Here is a 15063-nt window from a genome sequence, read left to right as displayed (position 1 = left end):
CCGCCGCTCCGCCGTCGGCTGCATCGGCTGTGTCGGTGTGCTCGGCCTGGTCGGCATGCTCAGTCTGGTCGGTCCGGTCCGCCTCCCAGCGCAGCAGGTCGCCCGGCTGGCAGGCCAGTACCTCGCAGAGCGCCGCGAGCGTCGAGAAGCGCACCGCCTTCGCGCGGCCGTTCTTCAGCACCGCCAGGTTGGCCGGGGTGATGCCGACGCGCTCCGCGAGCTCTCCGACGGACATCTTGCGGCGGGCGAGCATCACGTCGACGTCGACGACGATCGGCATCAGATCACCTCGTCGAGTTCGGCCTGCATCTGCGACGCTTCGACGTCGCGCGCGACCGCCTGCGCCAGCAGCATCCGCAGCACCAGCACGATCAGTGCCACCGCCAGGACCCCGAGGGCGACCCCGCCCAGCAGCAGCACGAGGCCCGGCGCCACCTCCTCGCCCGGCGCGAGAACGGCGCCCAGCGTGCACACCAGCAGGGCGGCGGCCGTGAAGGCGCCGATCACCACGTCGACGTACCGGAAGGCGGCGGGGGAGAACACTGTCCCGCGGCGCATCATCGTCACCAGCCGCCACACGCAGGCCAAAACGGTCTGCGCCGCCACGACGCCGAGCACCACGATCACGACCACCGGAACGCGCCGGTCCGCCAGGCCGGCCTCGTCCAGGTCGGCGGCCAGCAGCGTGGCCATCACGGTCTGCACGCCCACCGACCCGGCCAGGAGCGACACGATCACCACCCGCAGTGCCAGCACCGTCAGCTTGCCCATCCCCACTCCTTCGATCGAAGTGCGATGGGAACCTATCGAATCTCGATAGGCAGGGCAAGGGGTCGGCTCGGCTGTGCTCGTCGGGCTCGTCGGGCTCGTCGGGTCGTGATCTCGGCTCACCGGGCCGGGGCGCCCGGGGTGCCGGTCACCCGGTCATCGCGCGCGACAAGCCGGTGGCCTTGACGGGTGCCGTGACGGCGGTGCCGGGCAGCCTGTTGACAGGCGCGCCCGAAAGCGCCACCCGGATGCCGGTCAGGGCATCGGCGGTTCCTTCAGATCCACTCTCCGTTGCCTGTGCACCTGCTATGGAAAACGCGAGACTGTCTTGCAGATGCGAGGCTGTGGGGCCTAGTGTGAGGCATATGCAGTCCTACACGATCGGTCAGGCGGCGCGGCTGCTGGGTGTCAGCCCCGACACCGCACGCCGCTGGGCGGACGCCGGCCGGGTCGCGACCCACCGCGACGCGTCCGGACGCCGTCTCGTCGACGGCCGGGACCTGGCGGCCTTCGCGATCGAGGTCGCCCAGAACGGCCAGGGGGGTCAGGGGGGCCAGAGCGGTCAGGACGAGGAGGAGCCCTTCACCTCCACCCGCAACGCCTTCCCCGGCATCATCACCTCCGTCCGGCTCGGCGACGTGGCGGCGCAGGTGGAGATCCAGGCCGGCCCACACCGGCTCGTCTCCCTGGTGACCCGGGAGGCCGTCGAGGAACTGGGCCTCGAGGTCGGCATGCGGGCCACCGCCCGCGTCAAGTCGACCAGCGTGCACATCGACCGCGGCTGAACCCGCAGCACGGTCCCCGGTTGCGTCCGGCCGCCCCTGAGCCGGCTCCCCGCACCTCCCCGACACGCACGCGGCCCGCACCGGGCCTCCCGACCTCCCCGCGAAGGAGCCGATCGATGCCCTCTTCCCCCTCCGGGCGGCGCACCGCCGCCGCACTGCTGACAGCCTCTCTGCTGGTGCTGCTCACCGCGTGCGGTGGTGGCACCGGGGGCTGGGGCACCGGCGACGGCCGCCCGGCGAAGAAAAAGATCACGGTACTGGCGGCCGCGTCGCTGACCGACGTGTTCCAGGCCGCCGGGGCGAGGTACGAGAGGACGCACCCCGGCACGGACGTCACCTTCTCCTTCGCCGGCTCGCAGGTCCTCGCCGCGCAGGTCTCGCAAGGGGCGCCCGCGGACGTGCTGGCGACCGCCAACACCGAGACCATGGACCGCGTGCGGGACGACACCGCGGAACCGGTGGTCTTCGCCCGGAACCGGCTGGTGATCGTGACCCGGGAGGGCAACCCGGAGGACATCGACGCGCTGGAGGACCTGGCGGACCCCGGACTCAAGGTCGTCCTGGCCGCACCGGAGGTCCCGGTGGGCGACTACAGCGAGCAGGTCCTCCGGCGGCAGGACCTGCGGGTGAAGCCCGTCTCCAGGGAGACCGACGTGCGCGCGGTCCTGTCCAAGGTCGAACTCGGCGAGGCCGATGCCGGACTCGTCTACCAGACCGACGCCGCGACCTCCCCCGACACGGTCGACGCGGTGACGGTGCCGGACGCCCGGAACGAGATCGCGACCTATCCCGTCGCCGGCCTGAAATCCTCCGAACACGCCGAAGCCGCAGGGGAGTTCGTCGAATGGCTGACAGGTCCAAAGGCTCAGCGGATCCTCCGTGAAGCAGGCTTCCAGAAGCCGTGAAACGCCCCCACCGCGCCGCCGCGCCCGTCCGTTCCGGGGGGACGGGCGAGGGTTCGCGGCGCCCGGAGCCGGGCGGGACGGACCGGCCCACACGGCGGTGGGCCGGGGGCGCGAGGCACCGCCCGCCCGGCACCGGAGCCCCCGCCCTGCTCGCCGTGCCCGCCCTGCTGGCGGTGGGATTCCTGGCCCTGCCGCTCGTCGGCATCCTCGCCCGCACCCCGTGGCCGGACCTCGCCGCGAACCTCACCGCACCCGCGACCACGCAGGCGCTGCGCCTGTCGCTGCTGGTCTCCTGCTCGGCCCTCGGACTGTCGCTGCTCCTCGGCGTTCCCCTCGCCTGGCTGCTGGCGCGCGCACGGTTCCCCGGCAAGGCCGTCGTCCGCTCGCTCGTCCTGCTGCCCATGGTGCTGCCCCCCACCGTGGGCGGAGTGGCACTGCTGCTGGCCTTCGGGCGCCGCGGCCTCCTCGGCCCGTGGCTGTACGACACTTTCGGCGTCACGCTGCCCTTCTCCACCGCCGGGGCCGTGGTCGCCGCGACGTTCGTCGCCATGCCCTTCCTCGTCATCAGCCTGGAAGGTGCGATCGGCGGGCTCCGCCCCCGCTACGAGGAGACCGCCGCCTCGCTCGGCGCCACCCCTGTCCGGGTGTTCGTCACCGTCACCCTCCCCATGGTCGCCCCCGGGCTGCTGGCCGGAGCGGCCCTGACGTGGGCCCGGGCACTGGGCGAGTTCGGCGCGACGATCACCTTCGCCGGCAACCTCCCCGGCACGACGCAGACCCTGCCGCTCAAGGTCTACCTGCTGCTCCAGGGACAGCCCGAGACCGCCACCTCGGTCTCCCTGCTGCTGCTGGTCATCGCCATGGGGGTGCTCGTCGCGCTCCGCGGCCGCTGGACCGGAACCCCCCGTGCCCGCGTCCAGCAGCCGCCCCCGACCACGGGCGAACCCGACCCCGGTCTCCCTTCGGTCGCCCAGGGCGCACCGCCCTCCGACCCGCGCCGGGACTACTCCCTCCAGGCCCGCGTCACCGGCTTCAACCACGTGACGCTGGACGCCCCCGGCGGCACGACCCTGGCCGTCGTCGGCCCCAACGGAGCCGGGAAGACCACCCTCCTGCGCGCCCTGCTCGGTCTCACCTCCCGCGCCCACGCCGACATCCGCCTCGGCGACCGCGACGTCACCGGCACGGCCCCCCACCGCCGTGACATCGCCTGGGTCCCGCAGGACGGCGCCCTCTTCCCCCACCTCACCGCGCTGGGCAACACCGCCTACGGGCTGCGTGCGCACGGCGTCCCGCGGACCGAGGCCCGGCGCCACGCCCGGCAGTGGCTCGACCACCTGGGCGTCGGCGACCTCGCGCACCGCAGGCCCGGCCGCCTCTCCGGCGGCCAGGCCGGCCGCGTCGCCCTCGCCCGCGCCCTCGCCGCCCGGCCCCGCCTGCTGCTGCTCGACGAACCCCTCGCCGCCCTGGACCAGACCACCCGCGCCCGCGTCCGGCACGCCCTGCGCAGTCACCTCGCGGCGTTCGGCGGCGTCTGCCTGATCGTCACCCACGACCCCGTCGAAGCCGTGTCCCTCGCCGACCGCGTCCTCGTGATCGAGGAAGGACGGCTGATCCAGGACGCGCCGCCCACCGAACTCACGCGCTCGCCGCGCTCCCCCTGGGTCGCCCGCATGCTCGGCCGCAACGCCTGGACCGGAACCACCACCGCCACCGGCCTCGCCACCCGGGACGGCGGACGCCTGCACGTCGCCGACCCGCTCCCCGCGGGCGAGGAGGCCCTCGCCATCATCCCGCCCGAAGCCGTCGCGCTCCACCGCGAACGGCCGCACGGAAGCCCCCGCAACGCCTGGCACGGCACCGTCCGCGAACTCACCGCGTCCGGAAGCCGCACCCGCGTCCTCCTCACCACCGACGCGACCCCCGACCTCGTCGCCGAGATCACCCCGCAGGCCGCCGCCGAACTCGACCTCGCCGACGGCACCCGCGTCTGGGCCGTCGTCAAGGCCACCGAGACCACACTCGTCCCCCTCTGATGCGGCCGCTGAAACCGCCTTCGAGACGCCGGGCCTCACCGGGCCCCGGACGCACGTCTGCCAGGCGGCGAGCAGTATGAATTCCGCGAGATGTCGGCTCCGGGGCCGTGTCGGCAGTTCCGTGGATCCCCGCGGTGGCCCTTCGACCAGGCCTGATCGAAGGGCCGCGCCGACGAGACCGTCGTGGACGGCGTGGGGTCTCAGGCCTCCAGCGTCGGGGGGCCTCCGAGTGCTTGCAGCGTGCCCGCGGGGAGCCGGTCGCCGCCCCAGCTGCGCTCGACGTAGCCGACGATCCGCGCGACGTCCTCGGCGGGCACTCGCTCCGGTTCGCCGTGCTCGAGCGGGTCGGCGTGGAAGATGTAGAGCCGCGACGCGAACTGGTCGAACGGCAGCGAGGCCTCGCCGAACCGCTCGCCGTTGCCCGCGGTGGAGACGACGACGCCGTCGCCCCAGTCCTGGCCGCTGTCGTTGTTCGGGTTGTAGAAGTACACCCGCATGACGTCCTGCGGGTCCGGCGCGACCCGCAGGATCGTGATCGCGTGCCAGCCGACGTAGCGGGCCGCGCTGTCGGTGACCGCGACGCCGGCGGGCTGCGGATGGATCAGCGGCTGGTCGCCGTTGAAGGACGGGTGGTAGCTGGCGTGGAACTGCCGCAGGAACTCGTCGAGGTCGAGCAGGTTCCCGGTCGCGACGTCCACGTTGATGTGGAATCCGCGGGCCGACCACCAGCCATGGAACTCGGGGTTGACCCATCGGTGCGGGTCCCCCGGCCGCGTGGCGCAGCGCCGCCCCATCTCGGCGTAGATCCGGTCCAGGTGCGGTACCGCGATCAGCGACACGGGGTCCAGGTCCATCGGCAGCGTGGTCGCGACTCCGGACCCGCTCTCCTTCGACGAGATCGGCTGCCCCTCGAAGTGCATGATGATCTCGTCGTCGCGGGCCGCCCAGACGACCATCTGCAGCAGGTAGTCCGGGTCGTTGTAGGACCACATCGACAACGCACGGGCCGACTGGCAGGTCGGGTTGTCGCCCTGGCCGACGCCGAGCGGCTGGCCCAGCATCGAGAGCACCCCCGCGACCAGCCGCGCCTCCGGCCCCGGCACGTCGCCGAACACCGTCGTCAACCGCTCCCGCGCGACCGGGGAGAGTGCGAGCGCCAGCTGGCGCCACAGCGCGGGCACGATCGGCGGCTCGTAGAGGATGCCGCGGTCGAGCAGCAAGGCCAGCCCGTAGATGCACTGCGCGGTCTGCGGGTGCACGGCCACCTCGATCAGCCGGTGCACCAGGGGGCTGTAGCGCATCAGGCAGTTGCGGCCGGTGTCGGACAGCCCGAGCGCCTCCCCGACGAGGTAGTCGCTCTCGCGCAGGAGGAACCGGAGGAGTTCGGCGTGGTAGGGCGACACCAGACCGGTGTCGTGCATCGCCCGCGCGAAACCCGTCGCCTCGTACTGCAGGCCGCCGTTGTCCATCGCCTCGAGCCGCGAGCGGAAGACGTCGATGCCCGGGTCCTCCCGGCACGCCTCCGTGGTCCCGAACAGGCTCGTGATGAGCCTGTCCATGCCCTGCCCCGACGTCGTGCCGAGATCCACATCGGGGTCTTCGCGGTAGCCCGCGATCCGGGTGATCAGCGACTGCACGGCCTCGACCTGGATCGGGCGCTGGCGCAGGATCCGCCAGATCTCGTCGACCAGGTTGTCCAGGACGCTGTCGTAGCCGATCTCGTCGGCGAGGTGGTGGAAAAGGTCCCGGACGAGCTGCGCGGTCCGGCCCTGCCGGGTTCGTTCCGCCTCGCCGGGCGGGGTGAACAGCAGTTCCAGGTTCGTCGCCAGCACCTGGGACAGGAACTGGTGGGCGTCCTCGGCGGGCAGCGTCGGGTGCGCGTAGTCGCCGCGGGCCACCGCGAGCATCCGCAGCTCGCTGGTCGCCTCCATGACGACGGTGTCCGCGTCTCCGCTGTGCAGGCTCGGGCCGACCAGCGCCGGGATGAGGATTTCCGGGGACGCCCAGTCCGTCTCCAGGAAGAGCCCGGCCTCCTCGATGGCCTGCGCCCTGGCCTGGACCGCCGCGGCGCCGCCCGGTTGGAGGAGCACCCGCCGCAGTGCTTCCAGGACCCGCCGCAGCTTCGTGTGCTTGCCGAAGTCGCGGGTCTCGGCCATGGCCTGGATGGCGTCGTCGAGTGAGGTCACGCGCTTGTCCAGCGTCGTGGCCGCACCGTTGACGTCGACGGTCGGTTCCACTAGGTCGTCCTCGGGTAGGTCTCCTGCGTCCATGGGGCCGTCAGACGTAGAAGTCGAGCTCTTCCTGCTTCTTCAACAGGTCGCGCATCCGGTACGGGTCATCGCCGAAGAAGTACACCAGACCCCAGTGCGTGCCGAACGCGGTCCGCTTGGTGACGGTCTCCTCGAGCGGCGTCGAGAGGTCGTGCGACTCGTAGTAGTCGTCGTCCTCGGTCTCCTCGGGGATCTGCAGTTCGCTGACGACGCGGCGGCGCGGGTAGACACCGAAGCAGCCGGCGACCCCGGACGCGTCGACGACCTCGCGCGGGAAGAAGGCGTCGATCTCCTCCTCCGTCGTCTTCGGGTCGAAGGCCAGGACCAGGCCATGGTAGGCGTTGAACCCGTAGGCCCGCTCCAGCAGTTCGAACACCTTGAAGCCCGGCGGCCGGTACGCGACCTCCCCGAAGTACATCTCGCCGTCACTGGTGACGAAATACTCCGGATGCACGAAGCCGAATTCGATGTCGAACGTCTTGATCAGCTTCTCGATCTGCGCCGTGATCTGCGCGCGGTGTTTCTCCAGTTCCGGCGTCGCCGGCACGAACACCGAATAGCCGAGCGTGACGTACTCGGAGATGTTGAGGAACTTGATCTTCCCGTTGTGCACCCACGCCTCGACCGCGAACTCCCAGCCGTCGAGGTGGGACTCCATGAGGACCGGGAACTCCTCGTCCGGAATCGTGTCGACCTCGTCCGGGGTGCGGATGACGCGGTGCCCGAGGCATCCGGCCTTGTCGAACGCCTTGAGGTGGATCGGGTCGTTCGGGTCGCCGTCCAGCTTGAGCAGAGTCTGGTTGACGCGCTTGAGGAAGCGGATCACGTCGTCCCGGTCGTGGGCCTCCTCGAAGATCCCGACCCGGATGCCGCCGAGCTGGGCGCGGCGCTTCATCAGCGCCTTGTCGCGCAGCAGCATGGCCTGACCGTACAGACGCGGATTGTCCAGCAGGACCGAATTGATCGCCCCGGCCCATTCCACCGTTTCCTCGAACAGCGGGATGGCGACGTCGACGCCCTCTTTCTGCAGCGTCTCGGCGATCTCCATCGAGCGGTCGTTGAGCCGGTCGAAGTTCCACGGCACGTACGGTATGTCGTGCTCGATGCAGTACTCCTCGGCCCATTCCGGTGCCACGACGACATAGCGCCGGTCGAACCGGTCGAGGGCCTCCACCGCGTTGAGACTCCAGCCGAGAAGCGCTACATAGCCCTTGTCCGGGTTCCAGTGGGCCGTTTCGCGCTGTGGCATAGACCTTTTCTCCTTCGGCGTGTGGACTCGTCGACGGGTGGCTGGCACCACCGTACCCGCGCCGCGCGAGCCCCTCACCCCCACGCGCAGTCCCGGGAGCCGTCCCACCCCCGCGGGCACGCTACCGCGGCGGAGTTCACACGCTGAAGCGAAACGTATCGAGGCACGGTCTGGCCTGCGGGCGGCGGTGACACGGGGGGACTGACCTGCTACTTCGCGTTGGCGTGCGACGGCCTTCGACGGCGATTCGCGACCATCCTGCTGACTGCTGCGGACTGATGGGTCCCTGGCACCGGCTCAGCACCTGCGCTGGGCGCCGGCGGGCCCGCTGGGCACATTGGCAATGGGAGGGAGTGCGGTTGTTCGTCGGGCTCCAGCCGCACGTCGGAGAGGAAGAGGAGCAGTGGCTCCCTACAGGAGGCTGATGCCGATGGCGGTGACGAGGAGGCCGCTGGCCAGTCCGAGCCAGGCCAGCATGGTCTCGCCTGCGAGATGGATGGTCACGGGCAGCAGGATGCCGAGGACACGGTGGGGGGACACCGACACGGGCGCACGTCCCGCCGGGTTCTCCGCAGGGCACCGTCCCCCTTCACGTTCGGCCCGCTCCGGACGGCGGTGCGTGCGGGCGACCGGCTCCGGTGTCGATCAGGAGAGGTCCGGCGCGGGTCGTGTTGTCGGCGCTCACGGCCCTCGTCATCGCGTCGCAGGCCGCTCCGTGTTCGGCTTCCGGCGGGACCACCAGCAGGGAGAACAGGTCACGGTCACCGCGTGTGATCAGCGCCGTGTCATCACCGATGCGTGAGGAGTCGATGTGCACGATGCGGTCATCGACGACCAGGCGGGTCGGAAGCCTGTCCCATGCACGCGCGTCGAGACCGACACGCCGGATCGGACCGAGGTGCTCGGTCAGGGCGACGATCAGCTCGGGCAGTTCCGTCGTGACATCGCGGGAGCGGGGCCACCACGCCCCGTCGAGAAGTCCCGCACGGTTTCCTGTCGTCTCCAGCCTGAGCAGCGCCGTGCCGGGACGTACCGCTCGGTGGACCTCGTCCGGCAGCCGGGGGTTGTGCGGTGAGGTGTCCGGATCTGTCATGCCCTTCGTCCTTTCCCGGTGTCCGATGCGGGCGCTTCACCGGTCGGCCAGATTGACGAGGACCTCGTCGGAGTGGGGCTCCGCGCTGGTCACGGTGCGTCCGAGCGCCGGTCGCAGCCCCGTGCCACGAGGGTTCCGGGCGGGGCGCCGAGTGGTGTCGACCGTCAGGTTGAGGCGGGTCCCGGCGTCGTCGGCTCCCGCCGGGTAGCTACGCTGCTCGCCCCCGTCGAAGACGTTGCGCAACACTTCGGCGACCCGGCGGGCGGCTTCCGGTGAGGCGGCGATGATGCGGACCTCGGCGAGGTCGGCCGCCGGCAGGGTGTAGTCGGGTTCCATGAGTGCCTCGGATCGGAATGCGGCGGTGCGGCACCGCGGGGAGTGGGGCGCGCGACCTTCACCGCGCGGGGGACATCGTCGTGCGTTGAATCGCCCCGCTGTCGTGGAGATAGGCGCCGCCCTCGCCCTCCCACGCGCGTTCTTCGAGAGGGGCGTCCGTCCGCGCGGGGTCGCGGGCGGTGATGCCGCGTGCCTCCTGCAGCAGCGCGGAGGCGGTGGCGGGGCGACGGGGGTCGCAGGCCGCGCGTGTGAGCCAGCGGCATGTGGTCGGGTCGGTCTCAGGAGGTATGACCAGCAGGTCCCACCGGCCCACGTGGCCGGAGAGGAGCAGCAGCTTGTGCGGGTCCTGCTCGGCGGTGAACCAGCCCACCTTGACCACGTGGCCGGCAACGGCCACTCTGCGCGGGATCACGGGCCAGTGCTCCGGGTTCACGGCTATACGGGTGATGCGCCCCCACTTACTGTCGAGCACCGCGATGAGCGGGGGGAGTTCGCGCGACAGGTCGCGGGAGTAGGGCCACCATGCTCCGTCCAGCAGTCCGGCAGAATCGCCGGCTGGTTTCAGGCCCAGCCGTAGGGGCGCGGAGGGTGGGGGTGAGGTGGGAGGTGAGCGGTCGGTCGTCGCGGTCATGCTGCGAACCCGCCTCCGGGCGCGTTGTAGGCGACCGGTGTCGTCGTTCTCCGAGGACGGCAACGGCTCTGCAGCCGGTGCACGAAATGCCCTCGGTGATGACCAGCGTACTCCTCGGCTCCTCGCGGCCGCCCCCATGCGCCCTGCAGGCCCGAGAGCGAGAGCCGTCGACCGATGCGCGTGAGGAAGGCCCGCCGGGGGTGTCGAACGTAGAAAGGGCACACCTTGACGAACACGGTGAGTGACCGGGGGCAATTGGAAGGGCGAACACCTATGACGGCGAGTACACAGCACATGACGGAGTTCGCCGACCCGCGACGGGGCGGAAGTGACTACTCTCGCCTCTCCCGCCAGGTGCGTGACGCCGGTCTGCTGCGGCGACACCCCGTACGCGGGACGCTGCTCCTGTTCGTCACCTTCGCGATGCTGGCCGGTGGCTGGGCCGCCTTCGTCCTGGTCGGGGCGTCCTGGTGGTCCCTCGCCCTCGCCGCACCGCTGGCCTTCGCCTCCACCCAGTGCGGATTCCGCGGCCACGAGGCCGGACACCGCCAGACGTACCGCAGCAAGCGTCTCGACAACGCAGTGGGCCTGCTCTTCGGCAACCTCTTCATCGGCCTCGGGTTCGGCTGGTGGATGAACAAGCACAACCGCCACCACGCCCACCCCAACCACATCGGCCGCGACCCCGACATCGAACCCGGCGCCGTCATCTTCGACGAGGCCGACGCACCGGGAAAGCCGGGCCCAGGGGCGTACCTGACGCGCCACCAGGCCGGACTCTTCTTCCCGCTGCTGCTCCTGGAGGGCTGGGCCCTCCACGTCGCCAGCATCCGCGCGCTGCGCTCTCGCCCGCGCGGCGCACCCGCACCGGTGGCCGTCGAAGCCCTGCTCCTCCTGGCACACGCAGCGGCCTACCTCACCGTCGTGCTGTGGGTGCTCTCCCCGCTCCAGGCACTCGTCTTCGTCCTGGTCCAGCAGGGACTGTTCGGCCTCTACCTGGGCTCCTCGTTCGCCCCCAACCACAAGGGCATGGAGATGCTCAGCCCCGACCAGCGCATGGACTTCCTGCGCAGCCAGGTCCTCACCTCCCGCAACGTGCGCGGCGGGGCTGTCACGGACTTCGTGCTCGGCGGGCTCAACCACCAGATCGAGCACCACCTCTTCCCCAGCATGCCCACATCCGAACTCCCCCGCGCCCGCAGCCTGGTACGCGCCCACTGCGAGGCCCTCGATCTGCCCTACACCGAGACGGGCCTGATTGATTCCTACCGCCAAGCCCTGCGCCACCTGCGCGCCGCAGGCCACCTCGCCGGCGCCCCCGCCTGAGCATGACCGTGGGCATGCGCTGTCGCCTGGCGCGACCAAGCCGGTCTCACCCGGCCCCATGGCGCCCGCTCACCCGCCCATCACCCATACGAGCAGAATGCACGTAATGACCTCTTCGGTCGCGAAGTCCGCGAGTCCCCTGATCCGCTTGGTGCACAAGTCTCTCGCCCCACGGCCACGTCTCGCGATGCTCCCGGTGGTGCTCGGCGCCGCCGCCGTCGTAGTGATCTTCGCCGAGCCTCAACGTCTGATCACGGAAGACGGGATGAACGAGCTTTCGGCAGCTCTTGCCGTTCCCCTGTTCGTCGTCGCTTTCGCGGCTTGCACGGTGGCTTTCGTTCCCCGGCCGTTTCTGAACCTCGCCGCCGGAGCGTTCTTCGGTGCGTATCTGGGCGTTGCCGCCGGCCTCGCCGGCACCCTGCTCGGGGCAGGCGTCTCTTTCGGCCTTGGCCGACTCCTCGGGCAGGACGCCCTGCGCCCACTGCTGAAAGCGAAGCTGCTCACCGCCGCGGACCGTCAGATGAGCGGCCACGGCTTCCGCTCGATGCTCGTCGTCCGATTGCTCCCGGGCATCCCCTTCGCCGGGTCGAACCTGGCGGCGGCTGTCTCCCGGATGCGCTGGCCCGCCTTCTTGACGGGGACCGGACTGGGGGCCGTGCCCAGCACCGCCGCCTACGTGGTGGCCGGGAGCCAAGCAAGCACTCCGACGTCGCCCGCGTTCCTGGCGGCCTTCTCCTTCCTCGCGCTCACCGCCGCGGGCGGCTCCCTCCTCGCCTGGCGCAAGCATGTCCCGTTCCGGGCATCACCGGCTCTTCCGGCCCCTGCCTCCATCCGTCCGACACTGCCGTTGCCCGCCGGCGTTCTCACCGCCGTCCAGCGCACCCGTTGACGCGTCGTCACCGGTCGTCGCCGGAGGCGCAGAAGAACCTAGAAGTCCGGGACGGCGAGATGAGCGGCGCTCTCCCCGCGCCACTCGGCGAGGAAGAGTGTGGCGTCGTCGGTGGTGACCCCTCGACGTTCGTGCATCAGAGCGTGGGAGAGGCTGCGGACCATCTCCTGCACGCTGCGGGCCGACGGGCTGACGCGTTCGATGGTCTCTGTCAACCGTGCCTCACCGAATTCCTCCCCGCTCCGTCCGTGTTCCTCGACAAGGCCGTCGGTGTAGAAGAGCACCCGGTCTCCGCGCCGCAGCTGGATGGTGTTGATCTGCGGGGTAGCGCCTCCGAAACCGACGGGCAGTGTTCCGTGGCCCTCCAGCTTCCGGGTGACGCGGTTCTCGCGCAGGAGGAGCGGTGCCGGGTGGCCGGCGTTGACCCATTGGAGTGCGCCGCTGCTGGTGTTCAGGCGCATCATCTGCGCGGTGACGAAGTGGTCGGGAGCGAACTGCTCGCTGATGGCGCGATCCATGAACGCATACAGCTCGTCCAGGTCGACCTCGCCGCGCCGGGCGTGCCGGTAGGCACCCACTGCGACGGTGGCCATCACGGAGGCGCCCAGACCGTGACCCATCGCGTCGATGACCGCCATGTGGAGGATGTCGTCGTTGAGCGCGTAGTCCAGGCTGTCGCCGGCGACGTCGTAGGCGGGCTCGAGGATCCCCGAGACCTCCACCGTCGGGGTGCGCATCGACAGAGGAGGCAGCAGCGACCACTGGATCTCCGCCGCCACGCTCATCGATTCACGTCGCCGGGCCTGGAAGAAGCGATCGGTGTAGCCGTTCTTGGTGACGAGCATGTCGGCCACCAGCCCGGCAAGCCGGCGCAGCAGCCGTCGGTCGTCGTCCCCGACTCTGTCCAGGGTCAGAGCCATCACTCCGACCTCGTCACTGCCGTCCAGCAGGGGGAGGTACATCCGCACGCCGTCGGGCTGCGACCGTTCCACCGGGCTCGCACTGAGGAACGCCTCCCCTGCCAGGGAGGCGTCAAGCGGCACCGGCTCGCCGTCGGTGAGCCCCTTGCCGGGCAGGGGGACCAGCAGCAGCTGGGCGTAGTCCTGCAAGAGGATGGACACCTCGCGGCCACCGATCGCACGAATCTCTTCAGCGACGAGCGGGCCGATCAGCTGCGGGGGCATCTCGTGAGCCCGGTCCAGCAGCTGCCCAAGAAGCCGTTCACCGAAGCCTTCCGACAAGTCCAGCCGGCCCCTGCCGCCACTCTCCGCCTCGCCTGGCTGCGCCATTACGCACCTCGAAACGTTCGAGACCCACTGGCCGAGGCATCTCGGCGCTCGTCTCCGCCTGCACCCAGCATCGCAAGCATCCGCACGTGTCGCACGTTACTCGGCCACTCATCGAGCGTTTCCAACCTCAGGTTGAGCAGGTCAGCTGGAGGGTGAGGACGGCTTGGACGAGGCTGATGATGCGGGTGGTTGAGCATCGCAGCTTGCGCAGGAGTCGCCAGGTTTTCAGGGTGGCCATGGCCTGCTCGACGAGCGCGCGGATCTTCGCATGCGAGCGGTTGACGGCCCGCTGACCTGCGGACAACGTCTCCCAGCGCCCCCAGCGGGGCACACGTATGGTGCCTCCGGCGCTCCGGTAGCCCTTGTCGGCCCAGCACTCCACCCCGGCCCCTTCGAGAGCGCCGGTGATGTTGTGGGTTCGCGCGGCCTTGATGTCGTGAACCGCTCCGGGCAACGCTGGCGAGTCCCACAGCAGTCGCCCCGCCGGACAGGGTCTAGATGTATTGACCCGGAGCGTTGTTCACACGGCTGATCGGTGGCTGGCCGCCGAGTGCGGTGTGGCAGCGGTGGTGGTTGTAGGTGTGCAGGAAGTCTTGCAGAGCTGCGGTCCGCTGCTCGTTGCTGGTGTAGGGCCGCAGGTAGGCCCATTCGTCGAGCAGGGTGCGGTTGAAGCGTTCGACCTTGCCGTTGGTCTGCGGTCGGTAAGGGCGGGTGCGTTTGCTGGTGGCGCCGAGGTAGGTCAGGGACTGCTTCCAGAGGGTGCTCTTGCGGTAGGACCAGGCGTTGTCGGTCAGCACCCTTTCGATGCGGTCGATGCCGAGGGCGGCGAAGTGGGCGGCGGCTCGGCGGAGGAAGCCTGCGCAGGTGGCGGCCTTCTCGTCGGGGTGGACCTCGCTGTAGGCGAGGCGGGTGTAGTCGTCGACGACGGAGTGGATGTAGTCGAAGCCGACTCCGGTCTTGGTCAGGCGGCTTTCCGCGCGGCCGTGGACACGCCAGCCGCCGCCGTCGGGAATCCGCCCGAGTTTCTTCACGTCCACGTGCACCAGCTCGCCGGGCCGCTCGCGTTCGTAGCGGCGAATGATGCGCCCGGTTGGCCGGTCCATCCAGGCCAGCCGGTGCAGGCCGTGCCGGGTGAGGATCCGGTGCACGGTCGAGGGCGGCATGCCCAGGATCGGGCCGATGCGGGCGGGTCCGAGTTTGCGTTCGGTCCGCAGCCGGCAGACCCGTGCTTCGGTATCGGCATCGGTGCGGTGCGGTGTCGTGTGCGGGCGGCTGGGGCGGTCACACAAGCCCGGCTCGCCCTCGGCTCGCCACCGGTGGACCCACTTGTGGGCCGTGGCCCGGGATATGCCCATCTCCGCAGCCACATGGGCCACCGGGCGGCCGGAACGGACACGATCGACCAGCAGACGCCTGCCCAAAGGAGTCAGACGGGCATTACGGTGGGACACGAAGGCCTCCGTGCGGTGAAGATTCGACACCTCCA

Annotated in this window: 13 protein-coding genes and 2 pseudogenes; 5 read left to right on the top strand and 10 right to left on the bottom strand. The window is 70.5% G+C overall.

All coding sequences use genetic code 11. The features are described 5' to 3' along the window. Nucleotides 1-76: 76 nt before the first annotated feature. Together E4198_RS08185 and E4198_RS08180 are read right to left on the bottom strand one after the other, a co-directional pair. Nucleotides 77-280 (bottom strand): annotated as a pseudogene (locus E4198_RS08185) (helix-turn-helix transcriptional regulator); the annotation flags it as partial. Next, complete coding sequence (locus E4198_RS08180; RefSeq protein ID WP_136182586.1) at nt 280-771, bottom strand: DUF2975 domain-containing protein; 492 nt, start codon at nt 769-771, stop codon at nt 280-282. The pseudogene E4198_RS08185 and the gene E4198_RS08180, both read right to left, overlap by 1 nt. A gap of 362 nt (nt 772-1133) precedes the next feature. Between E4198_RS08180 and E4198_RS08175 the strand changes: the two genes are divergently transcribed. From E4198_RS08175 to E4198_RS08165, 3 genes are all read left to right on the top strand, one after another. Further along, on the top strand, nt 1134-1553 hold the full coding sequence (locus tag E4198_RS08175) for a helix-turn-helix transcriptional regulator (RefSeq protein WP_136182585.1): 420 nt from the start codon (nt 1134-1136) through the stop codon (nt 1551-1553). 116 nt (nt 1554-1669) lie between these two features. Then, on the top strand, nt 1670-2458 hold the full coding sequence (gene modA, locus E4198_RS08170) for a molybdate ABC transporter substrate-binding protein (protein WP_136182584.1): 789 nt from the start codon (nt 1670-1672) through the stop codon (nt 2456-2458). Between the two features lie 155 nt (nt 2459-2613). Beyond that, nucleotides 2614-4494 carry an ABC transporter permease gene (locus E4198_RS08165; protein WP_247597594.1) on the top strand — a complete coding sequence of 627 codons (1881 nt, stop codon included), beginning with the start codon at nt 2614-2616 and terminating at the stop codon, nt 4492-4494. A 200-nt stretch (nt 4495-4694) separates the two neighbouring features. Here E4198_RS08165 and E4198_RS08160 read toward each other — a convergent pair whose 3' ends face one another. The 5 genes from E4198_RS08160 to E4198_RS25160 form a co-directional block, all read right to left on the bottom strand. Next, a complete protein-coding gene (locus tag E4198_RS08160; protein ID WP_247597593.1) occupies nt 4695-6764 on the bottom strand; it encodes a hypothetical protein in 2070 nt (689 codons plus the stop codon). Nucleotides 6765-6771: 7 nt separating this feature from the next. After that, complete coding sequence (locus E4198_RS08155) at nt 6772-8013, bottom strand: carboxylate--amine ligase (protein WP_136182582.1); 1242 nt, start codon at nt 8011-8013, stop codon at nt 6772-6774. A 589-nt stretch (nt 8014-8602) separates the two neighbouring features. Next, nucleotides 8603-9106: a DUF5994 family protein gene (locus tag E4198_RS08150; RefSeq protein WP_136182581.1), complete on the bottom strand. Its 504-nt coding sequence runs from the start codon at nt 9104-9106 to the stop codon at nt 8603-8605. Between the two features lie 36 nt (nt 9107-9142). Further along, the gene (locus E4198_RS08145; protein WP_247597592.1) at nt 9143-9442 is read right to left on the bottom strand and encodes a hypothetical protein; all 300 of its coding nucleotides are present in this window, start codon (nt 9440-9442) and stop codon (nt 9143-9145) included. 58 nt (nt 9443-9500) lie between these two features. Then, the gene (locus E4198_RS25160; RefSeq protein ID WP_210732792.1) at nt 9501-10073 is read right to left on the bottom strand and encodes a DUF5994 family protein; all 573 of its coding nucleotides are present in this window, start codon (nt 10071-10073) and stop codon (nt 9501-9503) included. Nucleotides 10074-10346: 273 nt separating this feature from the next. On the opposite strand from E4198_RS25160, the gene E4198_RS08135 reads away from it, so the two are divergent. Continuing rightward, a complete protein-coding gene (locus E4198_RS08135) occupies nt 10347-11399 on the top strand; it encodes an acyl-CoA desaturase (protein ID WP_136182580.1) in 1053 nt (350 codons plus the stop codon). A gap of 106 nt (nt 11400-11505) precedes the next feature. Then, nucleotides 11506-12288, top strand: a complete 783-nt coding sequence (locus tag E4198_RS08130; RefSeq protein ID WP_136182579.1) for a VTT domain-containing protein — start codon at nt 11506-11508, stop codon at nt 12286-12288. Between the two features lie 38 nt (nt 12289-12326). Here E4198_RS08130 and E4198_RS08125 read toward each other — a convergent pair whose 3' ends face one another. The 3 genes and pseudogenes from E4198_RS08125 to E4198_RS08115 form a co-directional block, all read right to left on the bottom strand. After that, entirely contained in the window at nt 12327-13577 is a 1251-nt protein-coding gene (locus E4198_RS08125; RefSeq protein WP_136182578.1) for a PP2C family protein-serine/threonine phosphatase, read from the bottom strand. Between the two features lie 127 nt (nt 13578-13704). Further along, a pseudogene (locus tag E4198_RS08120) lies at nt 13705-14064 on the bottom strand (transposase family protein); the annotation flags it as partial. Nucleotides 14065-14071: 7 nt separating this feature from the next. After that, on the bottom strand, nt 14072-15028 hold the full coding sequence (locus E4198_RS08115; protein WP_136182577.1) for an IS481 family transposase: 957 nt from the start codon (nt 15026-15028) through the stop codon (nt 14072-14074). Nucleotides 15029-15063 lie beyond the last annotated feature (35 nt).

Origin of the sequence: Streptomyces sp. RKND-216 (genome assembly GCF_004795255.1) — a bacterium.
Classification (GTDB): domain Bacteria; phylum Actinomycetota; class Actinomycetes; order Streptomycetales; family Streptomycetaceae; genus Streptomyces; species Streptomyces hazeniae.
The sequence above is the reverse complement of the archived record's forward strand: the minus strand, read 5'-3'. Positions and strand labels throughout refer to the sequence as shown.

Coding starts and splice junctions, on each gene's coding strand:
- E4198_RS08180 (WP_136182586.1), bottom strand. CDS start 771: ATGGGCAAGCTGACGGTGCTGGCACTGCGGGTGGTGATCGTGTCGCTC.
- E4198_RS08175 (WP_136182585.1), top strand. CDS start 1,134: ATGCAGTCCTACACGATCGGTCAGGCGGCGCGGCTGCTGGGTGTCAGC.
- modA (WP_136182584.1), top strand. CDS start 1,670: ATGCCCTCTTCCCCCTCCGGGCGGCGCACCGCCGCCGCACTGCTGACA.
- E4198_RS08160 (WP_247597593.1), bottom strand. CDS start 6,764: ATGGACGCAGGAGACCTACCCGAGGACGACCTAGTGGAACCGACCGTC.
- E4198_RS08155 (WP_136182582.1), bottom strand. CDS start 8,013: ATGCCACAGCGCGAAACGGCCCACTGGAACCCGGACAAGGGCTATGTA.
- E4198_RS08150 (WP_136182581.1), bottom strand. CDS start 9,106: ATGACAGATCCGGACACCTCACCGCACAACCCCCGGCTGCCGGACGAG.
- E4198_RS08145 (WP_247597592.1), bottom strand. CDS start 9,442: ATGGAACCCGACTACACCCTGCCGGCGGCCGACCTCGCCGAGGTCCGC.
- E4198_RS25160 (WP_210732792.1), bottom strand. CDS start 10,073: ATGACCGCGACGACCGACCGCTCACCTCCCACCTCACCCCCACCCTCC.
- E4198_RS08135 (WP_136182580.1), top strand. CDS start 10,347: ATGACGGCGAGTACACAGCACATGACGGAGTTCGCCGACCCGCGACGG.
- E4198_RS08130 (WP_136182579.1), top strand. CDS start 11,506: ATGACCTCTTCGGTCGCGAAGTCCGCGAGTCCCCTGATCCGCTTGGTG.
- E4198_RS08125 (WP_136182578.1), bottom strand. CDS start 13,577: ATGGCGCAGCCAGGCGAGGCGGAGAGTGGCGGCAGGGGCCGGCTGGAC.